Below are 15,888 nucleotides of genomic sequence, written 5' to 3'. Positions count from 1 at the left end.
GTATACAAATACCAAAGGTCAAGCTCCTTGGGAGAATGCATGTCACGCGCGTCTGACCGAGCCTATACGGCGATCCGAAACATGATCCTGTCCGGCGAACTGCCGGCCGGGACACAACTGGGCGAAGAGGCCCTGGCCGAAAAATGCAGCGTTTCGCGCACCCCCGTGCGCGAGGCGCTGCGTCGGCTTGAGGCCGACATGCTGGTCGCGCGCACCGACACGCAGCGCAGCTATGTGCCCGAATGGTCGCTCGATGACGTGCGCGAGGCGTTCGACCTGCGCGCCATGCTCGAAGCCTATGCCGCACACCGCGCGGCAGAACGGATGACCCCCGATTCGCTGGCCCGTCTGCGCGCCGCAAACGCCCGGATTGCACAGGCCATCGCGCAGCCGCGCCCCGATGTGACCGCCTTTCTTGAAGGCAACCGGCTGTTCCACGCAGGCATTCTGGAGGCGGCCGGATCGCGCCGCCTGGTCGCCCAGCTCGGCTCGCTGGTCGAACAGCCGGTGGTGTGGCGCACCGCCCACCACTATGGCCCCGACGAGCTGCGCCGGTCATGGTCCGAACACGAAGAACTGATCGCCGCGTTCGACCGGCGCGATGGCGCCTGGGCCCATGCCATCATGTCGAGCCATATCCTGCGCGCCTATCACGCCTATGCCGATGCGCATCGCGGCATGACCGGCACCACAGGCCAGGCCAAGGGCGCCGCAAGCATGATCCCGTCGCTGGGAGCAAGGGCATAATGTATACAAATTCGATCGAAGTTCTGGAAGTCGCCCCCCGCGACGGGCTACAGAACGAAAAAACCGCGATCGGCACGCCGGACAAGTTGGCGCTGATCGACCGCGCCATTGCCGCCGGAGCACGGCGGATCGAAGTGACCAGTTTCGTCAACCCGCGCGCGGTGCCGCAGATGGCCGATGCCGACGCGGTGGCCGCCGGTTTGCCCGACCGCGACGATGTGACCTATATCGGGCTGGTGATGAACCAGCGCGGCGCCGAGCGCGCGCTCGCCACCGGGAGGATCGATCAGTTGGGCGCGGTGGCGGTGGCCACCGACACATTTGCCATGGCCAACCAGAACCAGACCAGCGACGGATCGGTCTACGCCGCCCGTGCGATCATCGCGGCGGCGCAGGGCGCCGGGCGCACTGGCCAGGTGACCATCGCCGCCGCGTTCGGCTGCCCGTTCGAGGGCGAAGTGGCCGAGGCGCGCGTGCTGGCAATGGCGGCGGCGCTGGCGCAGGCCGGGCCGGTCGAGATCGCGCTGGCCGACACCATCGGCGTGGCCAATCCCGCGCATGTCGGCCGGCTGGTCGCTCAGGTGCGAGACCTGATCGCGCCGATCCCGGTGCGGGTGCATTTTCACAACACGCGCGGCACCGGGCTGGCCAATGTCTGGGCGGCGATCGCGGCCGGGGCAACTACCGTCGATGCCGCGATCGGCGGCCTGGGCGGGTGTCCGTTTGCACCCGGTGCCTCGGGCAATGTGTCGACCGAAGATGTCGTCTACATGCTCGAACGCGCAGGGATTGCCACCGGGCTCGACCTTGGCGCGCTGATCGATACCAACCACTGGCTGGGCGCGCTGATGGATCGCACTTTACCGGGCATGGTGGCCCGCGCGCCACGCTTTCCGAAACTGTCATAGCAGCTAAAGGGCCCCGACCGGGGCACGATCCAACATCTTGCGGGGGTTTTTGCATGGGTTACCGATTGGGTGTCGATGTGGGCGGCACGTTCACCGACCTGCTGTTGCTCGAAACCGGCACGGGTGCCTTCTGGCGCCACAAGACACCGTCGACCCCGCACGACAGTTCGGTCGGCATCCTGAACGGCGTCACCGCGATCTGTGCGGCGGCGGGCATCGCGCCTGATGCGATCGCCTATTTCCTGCACGGAACGACGGTGGCGACCAACGCGGTGCTGGAAGGCAAAGGCGCCAAAGTCGGGCTGGTGACCACCGAAGGCTATCGCCATATCATGCAGATCGCGCGCAGCTTTGTCCCCGGCGGGCTGGCGGGCTGGATCATCTGGCCAAAACCGCAACCGCTCGCCGCGCTGGAACACACCGTCACCGTCAAGGGCCGGATCGGCGCCGATGGCCGCGAAGTGCGCCCGCTCGATGAAGACGATGTGCGCACCCAGCTTGGCCTGCTGAAGGCGGCGGGGGTCGAGGCGGTGACGGTCAGCCTGATCAACGCCTATGTCAACGGCGCGCACGAGGCGCGGATCGGCGCCATCGCGCGCGAGATCATGCCCGATGCGCCGGTTTCGCTCAGCCACGAAGTCCTGCCCGAAATGCAGGAATACGAACGCACGCTGACCACCGTGGCCAATGCCGCGGTGCGGCCGATCGTCGGCAAATATGTCGCCAATCTGCGCACGCGGCTGGCCGAAGCGGGCATGGCGGGCAATCTGTCGCTGTTGCGGTCGGACGGCGGCCTGATGAGCGCGCACAAGGCCGAGACGCAGCCGGTCAACATCCTGATGTCGGGCCCGGCGGGCGGGGTGACCGGCGCGATTTGGGTGGGACGCAACGCCGGCATCCGCAATATCATGACGCTCGATGTCGGGGGCACGTCGACCGACGTGGCGCTGATCGAAAACCTCGAACCCCGGCGCCAGCGCACCACCGAAGTCGGCCACTTGTCGGTGCGCGCCTCTGCGCTCGATGTAAAGACGGTGGGCGCGGGCGGCGGGTCGATCGCCTATGTCCCCGACCTGACCGGCGCCTTGCGCGTGGGGCCGCAATCGGCGGGCGCAGTGCCGGGGCCGGTCGCCTATGCCAAGGGCGGCACCGCGCCGACCGTTACCGATGCCAATGTCGTGCTGGGCTATCTGCCTGAAAACCTGCTGGGCGGCACGTTCCGGCTCGACCGCGCGGGCGCGCGCGCGGCGGTGCAGACGATTGCCGACCGGCTGGGCATCGGCCTGATGGAGGCGGCGCGCGGGATCATCGATATCGTCAATGAAAACATGTTCGGCGCGCTGCGCATGATTTCGGTGCAACAGGGATATGATCCGCGCGATTTCGCGCTGATGGGGTTTGGCGGCGCGGGTCCGCTGCATGTCAACGCGGTGGCCCGCCTGATGGGAAGCTGGCCCGCGATTTCGCCGGTTTCGCCCGGCGTGTTGTGTGCGCTGGGCGATGCCACCACGCGCATGCGCACCGAAACCGCGCGCAGTTTTTCCCGGCTGGCGGCGCAGACCAGCGCCGAAGACCTGATCGCGGTGCTCGACGAGATGGCCGCGCAGACCCGCGCCGAACTGATCGCCGATGGCGTGCCCGAGGCCGAAGTGTCGAGCCTGTTCGAAGTCGATGTGCGCTATGCCGGGCAAGCATTCGAAGTGCCGCTGACGATCACCGCCGACGATCTGCGCCGCGACGGCATGGGCGGCATCCTGGCGCGGTTTGACGCCGAACATCTGCGGCTGTTTACCTTCAACATGGAAACCCCGCACGAAATCGTCAATCTGCGCGCGGTGGCACAGGGCCAGGTGCCCGATCTGCCCGCGCCGCAGATCGCGCGCGGCGACGGCAATCCCCGCGCGGCATTCATGCGCGAACACGTGATGTGGATGGACGGGCGCGAACAGACCGGCGCAATCTATGACCGGGCGCGGCTGCGCGCGGGCGATGTGATCCAGGGACCTGCCATCGTGTGCGAAATGGATTCCACCACCCTGATTGAAACCGGCTGCGTCGGCACGGTCGATGCTTGCGGCAATATCCTGATCACGCTGGCCTGAAGGACACCCGACGATGCCTGCAACGATAGTCCAGACCAACCCCGTTCCGTTCAACCGCGTGGCGATCGATCCGGTCACGCTCGACATCATCGAAAACGCGCTGCGCAACGCGCGCATCGAAATGGACGCCACACTGGTGCGCACCGCGATGTCGCCGGGCATCCGCGAACAGGGCGATGCCTTTCCGCTGATCGCCGATCACACCGGCAAGATGATCGTTGGCCAGTTCGGCAGTTTCATCGACGGGTTCCTGCGCAATTTCGATGGCACGCTGGAAGATGGCGACCTGATTTTCCTGTCCGACCCTTATTCGGTCGATGGCGCGATCAGCCATTCGAACGACTGGCTGGTGCTGTTGCCGGTGTTCAAGGACGGGCGCCTGATCGGCTATACCTCGATGTTCGGACATCAGAGCGACATCGGCGGCAAAGTGGTCGGATCGATGCCGATCAACGCGCATGCGATCTTTGAGGAAGGCGTGCGCATTCCCCCGGTCAAGCTGTGGAAACAGGGCGCGTTCAACGCCGACCTGCTGAAACTGGTGCTACACCAGACGCGCAAGCCCGACTGGTGCCTGGCCGACCTCAATGCGCTGATCGCCAGTTGCCGGGTGGCCGCGCGGCGGGTGATCGAAATGGCCGAACGGTTTGGCGACGATGTCTATTTTTCCGCCACCCAGGAATTACTGGCGCGCAACCACCGCGCGATGAAGGCGCTGATCGGCATGGCCATCGCCGAACAACCGGTCAGCTTTGAAGACTATATCTGCGACGATGGCATGGGCGCCGGGCCCTATCGCATCCGCTGCACGATGCACCGCGAAGGCGAACAGGTGGTGCTCGATTTCGATGGTACCGATCCGCAATCGGCCGCCTCGATCAATTTTTATCTCAACGAAAACATGTTCAAGATGTTCTTCGGCATCTACATGATCATGGTGTTCGACCCACAGATCCTGTTCAACGACGGGTTCTACGATCTGATCGACGTGCGCATTCCGGCAGGATCGCTGCTGAAGCCGAAGTTTCCGGCAGCGCTGTCGGGGCGCACCCATGCACTGGGCCGCATCTTCGACATTCTGGGCGGGTTGCTGGGGCAAAAGACCCCCGAATTCCTCAACGCCGCCGGATTTTCGTCGAGCCCGCACCTGTTCTATGCGGGCAACGACACCCGCGCCGATCGCGGGGGCGAATGGTTCCAACTGTTCCAGATCGGCTTTGGCGGGATTCCCGGGCGGCCGATGGGCGACGGGCCCGACGGGCATTCGCTGTGGCCGGGCTTTACCAACGTGCCCAACGAATTCCTCGAACGCTATTTCCCCTTGCGCATCGAACGCTATGAATGCGCGCCCGACAGCGGCGGCGCGGGCCTGCATCGTGGCGGCGACGGCATCCACATGACTTATCGCTTTCTCAGCGCCGGGGTCATCGCCATCCACGACGATCGCTGGTTCGTGCCGCCCTGGGGGGTCAATGGCGGCAAACCGGGCGGACGGGCGCGCAAGATCCTGGAAAAGGCCGATGGCACGATGCAGATCGTCGGCAACAAAGTCGAGGATCTGGCGGTCGAGGCCGACGACCAGTTGCACTTCATCACCTGGGGCGGCGGTGGCTGGGGCGATCCGCTCGACCGCGATCCGGCGCTGGTGGGCCGCGAAATCCGCGAAGGTCTGGTGACAAGCGGCGGCGCGCTGGCCTATGGCGTGGTCGCCGATGCCACGGGCACCGTCGATGCGGCCGCGACCGAAACCTTGCGCGCACAGATCCGCACCGATCGCGGGCCGCTGGCGCTGTTTGACTTTGGCCCCGATATTGCCGCGTTGCGCGCGGCGTGCCTGGATGAAACCGGCCTGCCTGCCCCGGTTCAGCCGCAATGGCCCCATCTTGCGGCAGCGGAGTAAGTCGTGACCAAGGGAGCATTGGACGGCATTCGCGTCGTCGAACTGGGCCAGTTGCTGGCCGGGCCATTCTGCGGACAATTGCTGGGCGACATGGGCGCCGAGGTGATCAAGGTCGAACCCCCGGTGACGGGCGACCCAATGCGCGAATGGGGCCAGGGCGACGACAAAGTGCAATGGGAAGTGATCGCGCGCAACAAGCGTTCGGTCAGCGCCAACTTGCGCGTGCCCGCAGGGCAAGCGCTGGTGCGCCGGCTGATCACGCATGCCGACGTGCTGATCGAAAACTTCAAGCCCGGTACGATGGAAAAGTGGGGCCTGGGCCCCGATGTGCTGCTGGCCGAACAGCCCGGGCTGATCATCGCGCGCATGTCAGGCTATGGCCAGACCGGCCCTTATGCCACGCGCGCGGGGTTTGGCGGGATTGGCGAGGCGATGGGCGGCTGGCGCTATATCGTCGGCGAACCCGATCGCCCGCCCAGCCGGATGGGCATCTCGATCGGCGACACGCTGACCGCGACGTACGGCTGCATGGGCGTGCTCGCCGCGCTCCACGCGCGCAGCCGCACCGGCCAGGGCCAGGTGATCGACGCCGCGCTCTATGAAAGCGTGCTGCAGGTGATGGAAGGGCTGGTGCCCGAATATGACCGTTCGGGGCTGATCCGCGAACGGTCGGGCTCGGTGCTGAAAGGCATTGCCCCGTCCAATGTCTATACCTGCCGCGACGGCGAATTCATGATCGGCGCCAACAAGGATTCGCTGTGGCAACGGCTGGCCGAGGCGATGGGGCAGCCCGAACTGGGCCACGACCCGCGCTTTGCCACGCATCTGGCGCGCGGCGCCAATCAGGACGAGCTGGATCGCCTGATCGATGCGTGGACCCGCACGCTGACGGTCGATCAGGTCGATGCGCTGATGACGCAGTATTCGATCCCCGCAGGCCGGGTCTATCGTGCGCCCGACATGCTGGCCGATCCGCATTTTCAGGCGCGCGAGGCGATCATCGAGGTGGACACCGAACGGTTTGGCCCGCTGAAGATGCAAAGCGTGTTTCCGCGCCTGTCGGCAACGCCTGGCAGCGTGCGCCGCGCGGCGCCGTCGATCGTGGGGCAGCACAATGCCGAAATCTATGGCGACCTGCTGGGCCTGACCGGAGAAGACCTGGCAGCGTTTGCGGCGCAAGGGGTGATCTGATGGCACCGGCATCCGACCTGGCGGCCAACTATGCCGGCGCGTTCGACGGGCATCTGGCGTTCGGCCAGCGACCGGCGCTGATCGTGGTCGACATGGTCGATGCCTATCTGGTGCCGCAATCGCCGCTCTATGCCGGGATCGAAAGCGCGCTGGAATCCGCCATCCGCGTCACGCAGGCGGTGCGCGCATGCGGCCATCCGGTGATCTTCACCAATGTCGAATATGCGCCGGGCGGCGCCGATGGCGGGGTGTTCTTTCGCAAAGTGCCCGCGTTGCGCTGTTTTGAACGCGGCAACCCGCTGGGCGCCTTTCCCGCCCGGCTGGCCCCGCGCGACGGTGAACTGGTGATCACCAAACGCTATGCCAGCGCGTTTTTCGCAACCCATCTGGCCGCCACGCTGACCGCGCTGCGGATCGACACGCTGATCATCTGCGGCACCTCGACATCGGGCTGCATCCGCGCCACCGCGCTCGATGCCTGCCAGCACGGCTTTATCCCGTTTGTCGTGCGCGAGGCCTGCGGCGACCGTCATGCCGCCCCGCACGAGGCCAACTTGTTCGATTTGCAGGCCAAATATGCCGAAGTGGTGGGCGAGCCGGATATCCTGACCTTGCTGGCGCAGGCGGGCCATTAGCCAAAATTAAGCGGGAAAATTCTTCCCCCCACACGCCGCGCCGCTAAGTTGTGCATTCCAAGTCAACTTTGTGATGAGAGCGCGTGCGGCCATGACGACCCGTCCCAATATCCTTGTGCTGATGGCAGATCAGATGACGGCGCAGGCCTTGCCGTTTCTGACCAATGGGCCGACGCTCGACCATTCGCCGGTGATTGCGCCCAATCTGCGCCGCCTGGCCGAACACGGGGTGGTGTTCAAATCGGCCTATTGCAACAGCCCGTTGTGCGGGCCGTCGCGGTTTTCGATGCTGTCGGGGCAATTGCCGTCGCGCATCGGCGGCTATGACAATGCCTGCGAATTGACCGCCGACACGCCCACCGTGGCGCACTATCTGCGCGCGGGCGGCTATCGCACAATCCTGACCGGCAAGATGCATTTTGTCGGCCCCGATCAGTTGCATGGTTTCGAGGAACGGCTGACCACCGATATCTATCCCGCCGATTTCAGTTGGACCCCCGACTGGACCCGCCCCGACCATCGTCCGCACTGGTACCATTCGATGGATTCGGTGCTGACCGCCGGACCTGCGGTGCGCACCAACCAGATCGATTATGACGAAGAGGTGATCTTCACCACCCGGCGCAAGCTCTACGATATCGTGCGCGACAAGGACGATCGTCCGTTCTTCATGATCGCCTCGATGACCCATCCGCACGATCCCTATGCCATCCCGCGCAAATATTGGGACATGTACGAAGGGATCGACATTCCCCTGCCCCGTGTCGAGATTGCGCCCGACGCGCGCGATCCGCATTCGGCGCGGCTGCGCGCGGTTTCGGCGATGGACGACACCCCGGTCAGCACGGCGCAGATCCTGGCCGCCCGGCGCGCCTATTTCGGCGCGATCAGCTTTGTCGACGAACAGATCGGCCAGGTGCTCGATACGCTCGACGAAACCGGGCTGGCCGAGAACACCGTGGTGATCGTGTGCACCGACCATGGCGACATGCTGGGCGAACGCGGGCTGTGGTACAAGATGACCTTTTTCGAAGGCGCCGCGCATATCCCGGTCATGGTCAGCGCGCCGGGCCGGTTTGCCCCGCGCGTGGTCGATCAGAACGTATCGCTGCTCGATCTGTTGCCCACATGCGTCGATCTGGCCGGGCTGGCGCCCACCTTTGCCGCACCGGTCGATGGCCATAGCCTGGTGCCGTGGCTGATCGGCGAACAGGGCGCCGACGAAGTGATCGGCGAATATCTGGGCGAAGGCGCGGTGGCGCCGATCGTGATGATCCGGCGCGGGCCGTGGAAATTCATCCATTGCCCGGTCGATCCCGACCAGTTGTATGACCTGTCTGCCGATCGCGACGAACTGGTCAATCTGGCCGCCGATCCGGCCCATGCCACGCTGGTCGCCGCGTTTCGGGCCGAAGTTGCCGAACGCTGGGATTTCGATACGATCACCGCGCAAGTGCTGGCCAGCCAGCGCCGCCGCACTTTGGTGGCGCAGGCCAATGCCACCGGGCACCTGACGGCGTGGGACTGGTCCCCGCCGCGCGATGCGTCATCGGAATATGTGCGCAACCACATGGATCTTGAAGAACTGGAGGCCGCCGCGCGGTTCCCCCGCGTGCGCTGATCAGCCGTTGCGCGGCGCGACCCGATAGCCGCCATCGGGTCGCACCCAGATCACACGCTGGTCGGGGAAATGGGTGGCGAGGCCTGTCATGTGCGGGCGCGCCACCAGCGCGCCGTTCTGCGCCACAAAGCGCGTGCAGATCTCATGCCCGAACGCGCCGGCCATGGCATCGGCAATCTGCGCCAGCAGTGGCAGCGCGTGATCGGCGGGCACCTGCCGCTCGTAGAACGACAGCTTGGCCGCCATCACCTGATCGCGGTCGAACGTGCCGCACACTTCGCCCGCGCGCACCGCGACCGGGGTTTCGATATCCACCGTCAGCGGCTGGACCGGGTCGGGCATCACCGTGGCAATCTTGGTCCACGCGCCGTCGGACGCGCGGCGATAGGCCGCGATCAAGCGGCAGGTGTGGCTGGCGGGATCGGGATCATAGCATTGCACCAGGCCCGAACGCGCCGGCGCCAGCGGGTCGGGCCCCACCTCGTCCGCGATGGACTTGTCGACGGTCAACGTGGTCGCCAGCATCAGGCCGACCGGAAAAAGTGGCAGCATCGCGTCGTGTGTCCCGTGCAATCCGACCATGCACCCCATGCGTCATAAGGCGCGCTGCTCGCACTACACCATAAAATCCGATGAGTGGTGCTTTATCGCGCAAAAACAGGCAGTGACCCCCTGCGCGCGCCCGATTCGGCGCCTTATGATCATCTTGTATGGATCGGGACCCATGTCGCAACGCCAGCCGGTCGATCGCCGACCGATCGATATGCGCGCCGCCGCCGTGATGGCGGTGTTGTGCCTGATCTGGGGCACCCAGCAAGTCACGATCAAGGCGGCCGCCGCCCAGATGAGCCCGATCCTGCAATTGGGCGTGCGATCGGCGCTGGCGGCGATGGCGACGCTCGGCCTGGCCGCAGCACGCGGCGAATTGCGTGCAATGACCCGCGCGACGGTGTTGCCGGGGCTGGCGGTGGGCGTGTTCTTCGGGCTGGAATTCGTGTTTGCCGGCGAAGCGCTGCGGCGCACCAGCGCATCGCATGTCACCGTCTATCTCTATTGCGCGCCGCTGATGATCGCATTCGGGCTGGGGCTGGTGCACCGCGACGAACGCCTGCGTCCCGCGCAATGGCTGGGCGTGGCACTGGCCTTTGCAGGCGTGGCGCTGACTTTTCTGGGGCGCGGCGATCCGGGCCTCTATCCGGCGATGCGGCTGGGCGATGCGCTGGCGCTGGCCGGGGCGGCATCGTGGGCGATTACCGCGATCGTGTTGCGCGGATCGCGACTGGCCGATGCGCCCGCAACGATCACCTTGTTCTATCAACTGGTCGGGGCGGGCCTGCTGGCCACCACGACCGCGCTGACGCTGGGTGAAACCGCGGTGCACGCCGATGCGGCGTTGGCCCTGTCGCTGGTCTGGCAAGTCGCGGTGGTGGCATTCGGCAGCTATCTGACATGGTTTGCGCTGCTGCGCCGATACAGCGCGACGCGGTTGGGCGTGCTCAGTTTCCTGACCCCGGTGTTTGGCGTCGCCGCCGGGATCATCCTGATGGGCGATCGGATCGACGGCGGCTTTGCCATCGGGGCGTGCATGATCCTGATCGGCATCGTCATCGCGACAACCGGATTGCCGCACCTTCGCCGCGCGTATCGGTAATTATCCTTAGGCTCTTAACAAGCCGAATTCACCCCGTGCTGCCATCCTGATCCTGCCCGAGCGAGGGACCCTATCTTCAGGAATTTCGGCACGAGGAACCATGCTCAAGCGGATCGACCCAGGTGATGTCATGCTCGGCATGTACATCCACAAGCTCGAAGGCAACTGGTTCAGCCATCCCTTCTGGCGGGCGCGGTTCCTGTTGACCGACCCCGACATGCTCGACCGGCTGCACGCCAGCTATGTGCCCGCCGTAATCATCGACACCGAACGCGGGATCGATCCCGATGCGGCGCCCGCGCGCGCGGCATCGCCAGCCCCGCCCCCCGCACCGGCCCGCCGCCTTCTCCCCGCACGGCCCGCCCCTTTGCCCCGGGACGTCTTGGTCAGCCCGCCGGCACCGGCGCAGGCGGGCGTGGCCCGCGTGCTGTCGGCACCGCCCGGCGAAGTGGCGCGCGGCTTTGGCCGCGCCAGCGCGCTTGCCGAACGCGGGGTAAAGGCAGTGAGCGGGGCGTTTCTGGAAATGCGGCTGGGCAAGGCGATCACGCCTGCCACGATCAGCCCGGTGATCAATTCGATCATCACCTCTGTGCAGACCAATCCGTTTGCCTTCAACGGGTTGATGCGGTTTCGCCGCGACCGCGAGGATGTTTTTCGCCATGCCCTGGCGACCAGCGCGCTGATGATAGCGCTGGGCCGCAATCTGCGGCTGGACCCGATCGATCTGCACGCAGCGGGTCTGGCCGGGCTGTTGCTCGATGCCGGGATCTGCCTGTTGCCGGTCGAGGTGGCACCCGAAGGCGTCGATGCGCGGACATTGCCCGCCGAGATCTGGCACAGCCACGTCCAGCTTGGCCACGATTTCATCGTGCGCTGCCGCCTGTCGGATACGGTTGCGCGCGCCTGCCTTGAACACCACGAACGTATCGACGGCACCGGCTGGCCCAACGCCATCGGCGGCAATGGCTTGAGCAAATTGGGCCGGATGGCAGCAATCTGCGATAGCTATGACACGCTTGCCGCGGGCGGAAGCAACCCGGCCGAAGCGCTGCGCACGATGAAGGCGGATGTCGGCGCATTCGACAGCGAGCTGCTGGCGGTGTTCGAGGCGACCGTGGGCGTCTGGCCGACCGGATCGGTGGTGGCCTTGCGCAGCGGCCGGCTGGCAGTGGTGCTCGACCAGAACCGGGACTCGCCCGATCGGCCGCTGGTCGCGGTGTTCTATGATCCGGCCAATGCCCGGCCGATCGATACCGTGTGGATCGACCTCAACACCTGTTTCGGTGCCGATGCGATCACCGGTGCGGGATCGATCGACACTTTGCCCGAGGCCTGCCGCGCCAAGGCCGCCACCGCGCTGACCGCCGCGGTCGAGCGCGTGGCCCCGGCCGCCAAGGGCGGCGCATCACAGGCTGCCTAGGGGCAATACCCTAAGCGAACGGCTGCGCCCCGTTTACCATGGCGGCGCTAGTCTGGCCCGCGAACCAGCATCCAGCCGAAAGCCAGACCATGAACGCCCCCTTCGTGCCCCAGCCGCACAAGCGCAACGGTGCGTCCAGCCTGGCCGTGCGACCCGAACTCCGCACGCATTGCCTGCCCCACGAATTGCCCGAGGTGCTCGACTGGTTTGCCGGCCTCAAAGTGCTCAGTCTCGACTGTTTCGACACGCTGCTATGGCGCGATTGCCACGCGCCGACCGACCTGTTTGCGCTGTTGCCCGATTGCAACCCGTATCAGCGCATGCATGGCGAACGCCGCGCGCGCCAGATCGCGCGGTCTGCGCGCGGCGTGCACGACATTTCTATCGACGAGATCTACCGGTCGATCATGCCGCGCGCGCGCGATGCCGATCGTGCCCGTGCGATTGCCGCCGAAATCGAGGCGGAGGCGCAATCGTGTTATGGCTTTGCGCCGACCATCGCGCTGATGCACGAGGCACGGCGACGCGGCATGCAGGTGATCCTGGTGTCCGACACGTATCTGAGCCCGCGCCAGTTGCACGATCTGGTCGCGCGCGCCGCCGGGGCCGATGTCGCCGCGCTGATCGACCGGGTGTTCTGTTCCTCGACCCATGGCAAGCCCAAGGCCGCCGGGCTCTATGGCGATGTGCTGGCGCGCATGAAGGCAAAGCCCGGCGAGATTTTGCACATCGGTGACAACCAGGCCGCCGATGTCGGCGGGGTAGAACCGTTCGGGGTGCACACGCTGCATCTGCGCCAGTTTACCGAGCGCACCGCGCAGCAATTGCGGCTGGAAAGCGCGGTTGCCGCGCTGATGCATGGGCATGACCGCGACGGCCTGCAGGCGCCGCAACCGCACCGCCCGGCGCTGGCCCATGGCATGCCACGCCTCGACAATGCGGCGCACCAGTTCGGCTTTGCCACGCTGGGCCCGGTGCTGCTCGGCTATGACCAATGGCTGCGGCACGAAGCCAAAGGCTTGCAGGCGCAATACGGCGGCGCGGTACACTGGCTGTTCCTGATGCGCGATGGGCATCTGCCGATGCGCATGCACGAGGCCGTGGGGACAGACGGTTCGATCCATCCGGTCGAGATCAGCCGCCTGACCGCGACATTCGCGACCTTTGCGCAAGACACCGCGATCATGCGTCATCTCGATGAAAATCGCGGCATCGATCCCGTGTTGCTGGCGCGTCAATTGCGCCTGCCCGATGCAACCATTGCCCGATTGTGCGACGGGCGCAGTTGGGACGAAGGCTGGCGCGCGCTGGCCGACTGGTGCCGCGTGCCCACCAACCGGCGCCCGATCATCCTGGCCGCGCAGGCTCTGGGCGAACGGCTGGTCAATCATGTTCGCCAGCGTGTGCGCCCGGCGCCGGGCGATACGCTGATGCTGGTCGATCTGGGCTATAACGGATCGGTTCAGTCGCTGATCGACCCGTTGCTGGCGCGATCGCTGGGCGTGCATGTCGCCGGACGCTATCTGATCTTGCGCGAGATGCAGATTTCGGGGCTCGACAAGCGCGGCTATCTGTCGAGCGAGCACTACGATTACGCGCTGCTCAACGCGATGACCGCCAATGTCGCGCTGATCGAACAATTGGCCACCGCCGCGCAAGGCTCTGTGATCGACTATGCCGAAGACGGCACACCCGTTCGCGGCGCCAACGACATTGCCAAACGCCAGAGCGACGTGCGCGAGGCGGTGCAGACCGGCTGCCTGGCCTTTGCCGGGGCCGCGCACGGCTCGATCGTGCGGGTCGTCAGTGGCGATGCCGTGGCGGGGATTGGCGTGGAATTGTGGCGCAAGGCCAATGCCGCGACGCTGATGCGGCTGATGTTTCTGCCCTTGCGCGAGGAACTGGCGGTGGTTCGCGCGTTCGAACACGACGTCAATCTGGGCACCGGCGAAACGCTGGCCCTGTTTGACCCCGAGATTGCCCGCCAAGGCCTGTTGCAACAGGGGCTGTTCTATCAAAAGGGCGTGCGGCGCATGTTCCTGCCCGCCGAACTGGCCGAAGAAGGCTTTGCCACGCGCCTGACCCATCTGGCCACGATGCGATTCCACATGCCGCTGGCCGCCGCCGACCTCGCCGGGGACGTTGGCCAGATCAGCGTGATCCTGAGCGATACGCGCGATGCCACTCCGGTCTCGCTGCCGATCCGGCCCACCCATGATGGATTTTGCGCGCTGTGCATTCCGGTCGGCGCCGGCCGGTTTGTCGCGGCCGTGCCGTTCGGCACGCTGGCGCCTTATGTCGAAGTGCTGTCGATCACCGCGATGCCCGCCGACGAATATCTGGACAACCGCCATGACAGCCATCTGCGCGCATGCCCGATCGTGCCGCAGTTCGATCGCATCACCGCGCTGACCGAACACTTGTGGCATTGTCCCGACCCGGCCGGCTTTGCGCTGTTGCAACCGCCGCCTGCCCAAGGCGACACCGCGCTGATGATCGTGGTGGTATTCAGAACGATCGGCGGCCCGGCGTAGAGCTCTGGTTTTCCCGGACAACGCCTCTATGTGTGGCGTCACGCACACAGCGGTGACCCCACGGAGACGAATTTCATGCTGGCGACGGGCGAATATGCACCTGCGGTGGTCACGCCGGGCAGCGGCGTCGACTTGTCGCAACATGCCGGGCGCCCGGTCGTGCTGGCCTTCGTCGGATCGACCACCGCCTCGACCTCGGCGCGTCTGCTAGCCGGTCTGATGGAGGCCGATCTGCAAGGCGCCGCGGTGTTCGTGATTTCGGTCGACCCGCGCGACGCCGCGCGCGCACCGCACTGGCAGGGCGATCGCAACGCCATGACGCTGGTGGTGGAGGACGAGCGCCGCCTGATCAGCCGCATGCACGGCGCGCTGGCGCGCGATGCACAGGGACACCCCGCCTATCGCCAGTTTTCGGTCATTCTCGATCGCCGCCAGCGCGTGTGGGACAATGTCGCCGTGCAGGAAAGCGCGCCCGCCGCGCATGGCAAGGCCGTCGCGGCGGCACTGGCCCGGATGCCCGCCGCCGAGAATTATCCCCCCCCGGTGCTGATCGTGCCGCGCGTGTTCGAACCCGAATTCTGCGCCGATCTGATCCGCCGGTTCGACCAGGACGGCGGCCAGCCGGGGCTGGTTGCGGTCGAGCGCGACGGGCGCACGGTGCTGGAACTGGTCACCGAAAACAAGGCGCGCCGCGATCTGCTGATCGAGGATCGCGCCTTGTGCAACGAACTGGCCCTGCGCATCGGCAGCCGCCTTGTCCCCGAAGTGGAACGCTTTTTCGGTTTTTGCGCGACCCGCATGGAACGCTGCCAGATCGGGCGGTACGAGGCGGGATTTGGCCATTTCCGCGCGCATATCGACAACAATCAGGTCGGCACCGCGCACCGCCGTTTCGCGGTCAGCGTGGCGTTGAACGATGATTACGAGGGGGGCGACTTGCGTTTCCCGCAATTCGGCACCCAGGGTTATCGCCCACCGCCGGGCGGCGCGGCGGTGTTTTCCTGTTCGCTGGTGCACGAGGTGACGCCGGTCACGCGCGGCCTGCGCTATATGTTCATCCCGTTCCTGTTCGATGAGGATACCAGTCGGCGGCTGCGTGCGCTCGGTTCGGGCGGCGGCCTTTCCATCGTCCGCTGAAGCAGCGAACGCGGCGCGCTGGGTAGATTCCGAGTCTGGCGA

At 65.9% G+C, this 15,888-nt stretch carries 12 protein-coding genes; 11 read left to right on the top strand and 1 reads right to left on the bottom strand.

Annotated features, from left to right (window positions below):
• The first annotated feature begins 39 nt into the window (after positions 1-39).
• The 7 genes from AQZ49_RS04390 to betC all read left to right on the top strand — a co-directional run bounded on the left by AQZ49_RS04390 (position 40) and on the right by betC (position 9,104).
• Entirely contained in the window at positions 40-747 is a 708-nt protein-coding gene (locus AQZ49_RS04390) for a GntR family transcriptional regulator (RefSeq protein WP_082701333.1), read from the top strand.
• Positions 747-1,655, top strand: coding sequence for a hydroxymethylglutaryl-CoA lyase (locus tag AQZ49_RS04385; RefSeq protein ID WP_067613286.1), 909 nt, complete (start codon positions 747-749; stop codon positions 1,653-1,655). The genes AQZ49_RS04390 and AQZ49_RS04385 overlap by 1 nt, the downstream gene beginning before the upstream one ends.
• Before the next feature lie 53 nt (positions 1,656-1,708).
• A complete protein-coding gene (locus AQZ49_RS04380; protein ID WP_067613284.1) occupies positions 1,709-3,757 on the top strand; it encodes a hydantoinase/oxoprolinase family protein in 2,049 nt (682 codons plus the stop codon).
• A 13-nt stretch (positions 3,758-3,770) separates the two neighbouring features.
• Positions 3,771-5,657, top strand: a complete 1,887-nt coding sequence (locus AQZ49_RS04375) for a hydantoinase B/oxoprolinase family protein (protein ID WP_067613281.1) — start codon at positions 3,771-3,773, stop codon at positions 5,655-5,657.
• Between the two features lie 3 nt (positions 5,658-5,660).
• Positions 5,661-6,848 (top strand): CaiB/BaiF CoA transferase family protein, encoded by a 1,188-nt coding sequence (locus tag AQZ49_RS04370; RefSeq protein WP_231738764.1) that lies wholly within the window; start codon positions 5,661-5,663, stop codon positions 6,846-6,848.
• Positions 6,848-7,483, top strand: coding sequence for an N-carbamoylsarcosine amidohydrolase (locus tag AQZ49_RS04365; RefSeq protein ID WP_067613278.1), 636 nt, complete (start codon positions 6,848-6,850; stop codon positions 7,481-7,483). The genes AQZ49_RS04370 and AQZ49_RS04365 overlap by 1 nt, the downstream gene beginning before the upstream one ends.
• A 91-nt stretch (positions 7,484-7,574) precedes the next feature.
• Positions 7,575-9,104 carry a choline-sulfatase gene (gene betC, locus AQZ49_RS04360; RefSeq protein WP_067613276.1) on the top strand — a complete coding sequence of 510 codons (1,530 nt, stop codon included), beginning with the start codon at positions 7,575-7,577 and terminating at the stop codon, positions 9,102-9,104.
• Here betC and AQZ49_RS04355 read toward each other — a convergent pair whose 3' ends face one another.
• Positions 9,105-9,656, bottom strand: coding sequence for a hypothetical protein (locus tag AQZ49_RS04355; RefSeq protein ID WP_067613274.1), 552 nt, complete (start codon positions 9,654-9,656; stop codon positions 9,105-9,107).
• Between the two features lie 172 nt (positions 9,657-9,828).
• Here AQZ49_RS04355 and AQZ49_RS04350 point away from each other — a divergent pair, with 172 nt between their 5' ends.
• From AQZ49_RS04350 to AQZ49_RS04335, 4 genes are all read left to right on the top strand, one after another.
• Positions 9,829-10,755, top strand: a complete 927-nt coding sequence (locus AQZ49_RS04350; protein ID WP_067613530.1) for a DMT family transporter — start codon at positions 9,829-9,831, stop codon at positions 10,753-10,755.
• A 100-nt stretch (positions 10,756-10,855) separates the two neighbouring features.
• On the top strand, positions 10,856-12,175 hold the full coding sequence (locus AQZ49_RS04345) for an HD-GYP domain-containing protein (RefSeq protein ID WP_067613272.1): 1,320 nt from the start codon (positions 10,856-10,858) through the stop codon (positions 12,173-12,175).
• Between the two features lie 89 nt (positions 12,176-12,264).
• Positions 12,265-14,709, top strand: coding sequence for an HAD family hydrolase (locus AQZ49_RS04340; protein ID WP_156428127.1), 2,445 nt, complete (start codon positions 12,265-12,267; stop codon positions 14,707-14,709).
• Positions 14,710-14,784: 75 nt separating this feature from the next.
• Positions 14,785-15,846 carry a 2OG-Fe(II) oxygenase gene (locus tag AQZ49_RS04335; RefSeq protein ID WP_067613271.1) on the top strand — a complete coding sequence of 354 codons (1,062 nt, stop codon included), beginning with the start codon at positions 14,785-14,787 and terminating at the stop codon, positions 15,844-15,846.
• Positions 15,847-15,888: the final 42 nt, after the last annotated feature.

Origin of the sequence: Novosphingobium sp. FSW06-99 (assembly GCF_001519065.1) — a bacterium.
Lineage (GTDB): Bacteria > Pseudomonadota > Alphaproteobacteria > Sphingomonadales > Sphingomonadaceae > Novosphingobium.
Note: the sequence above shows the minus strand (reverse complement) of the source record. Positions and strands in the feature narration are given on the sequence as shown.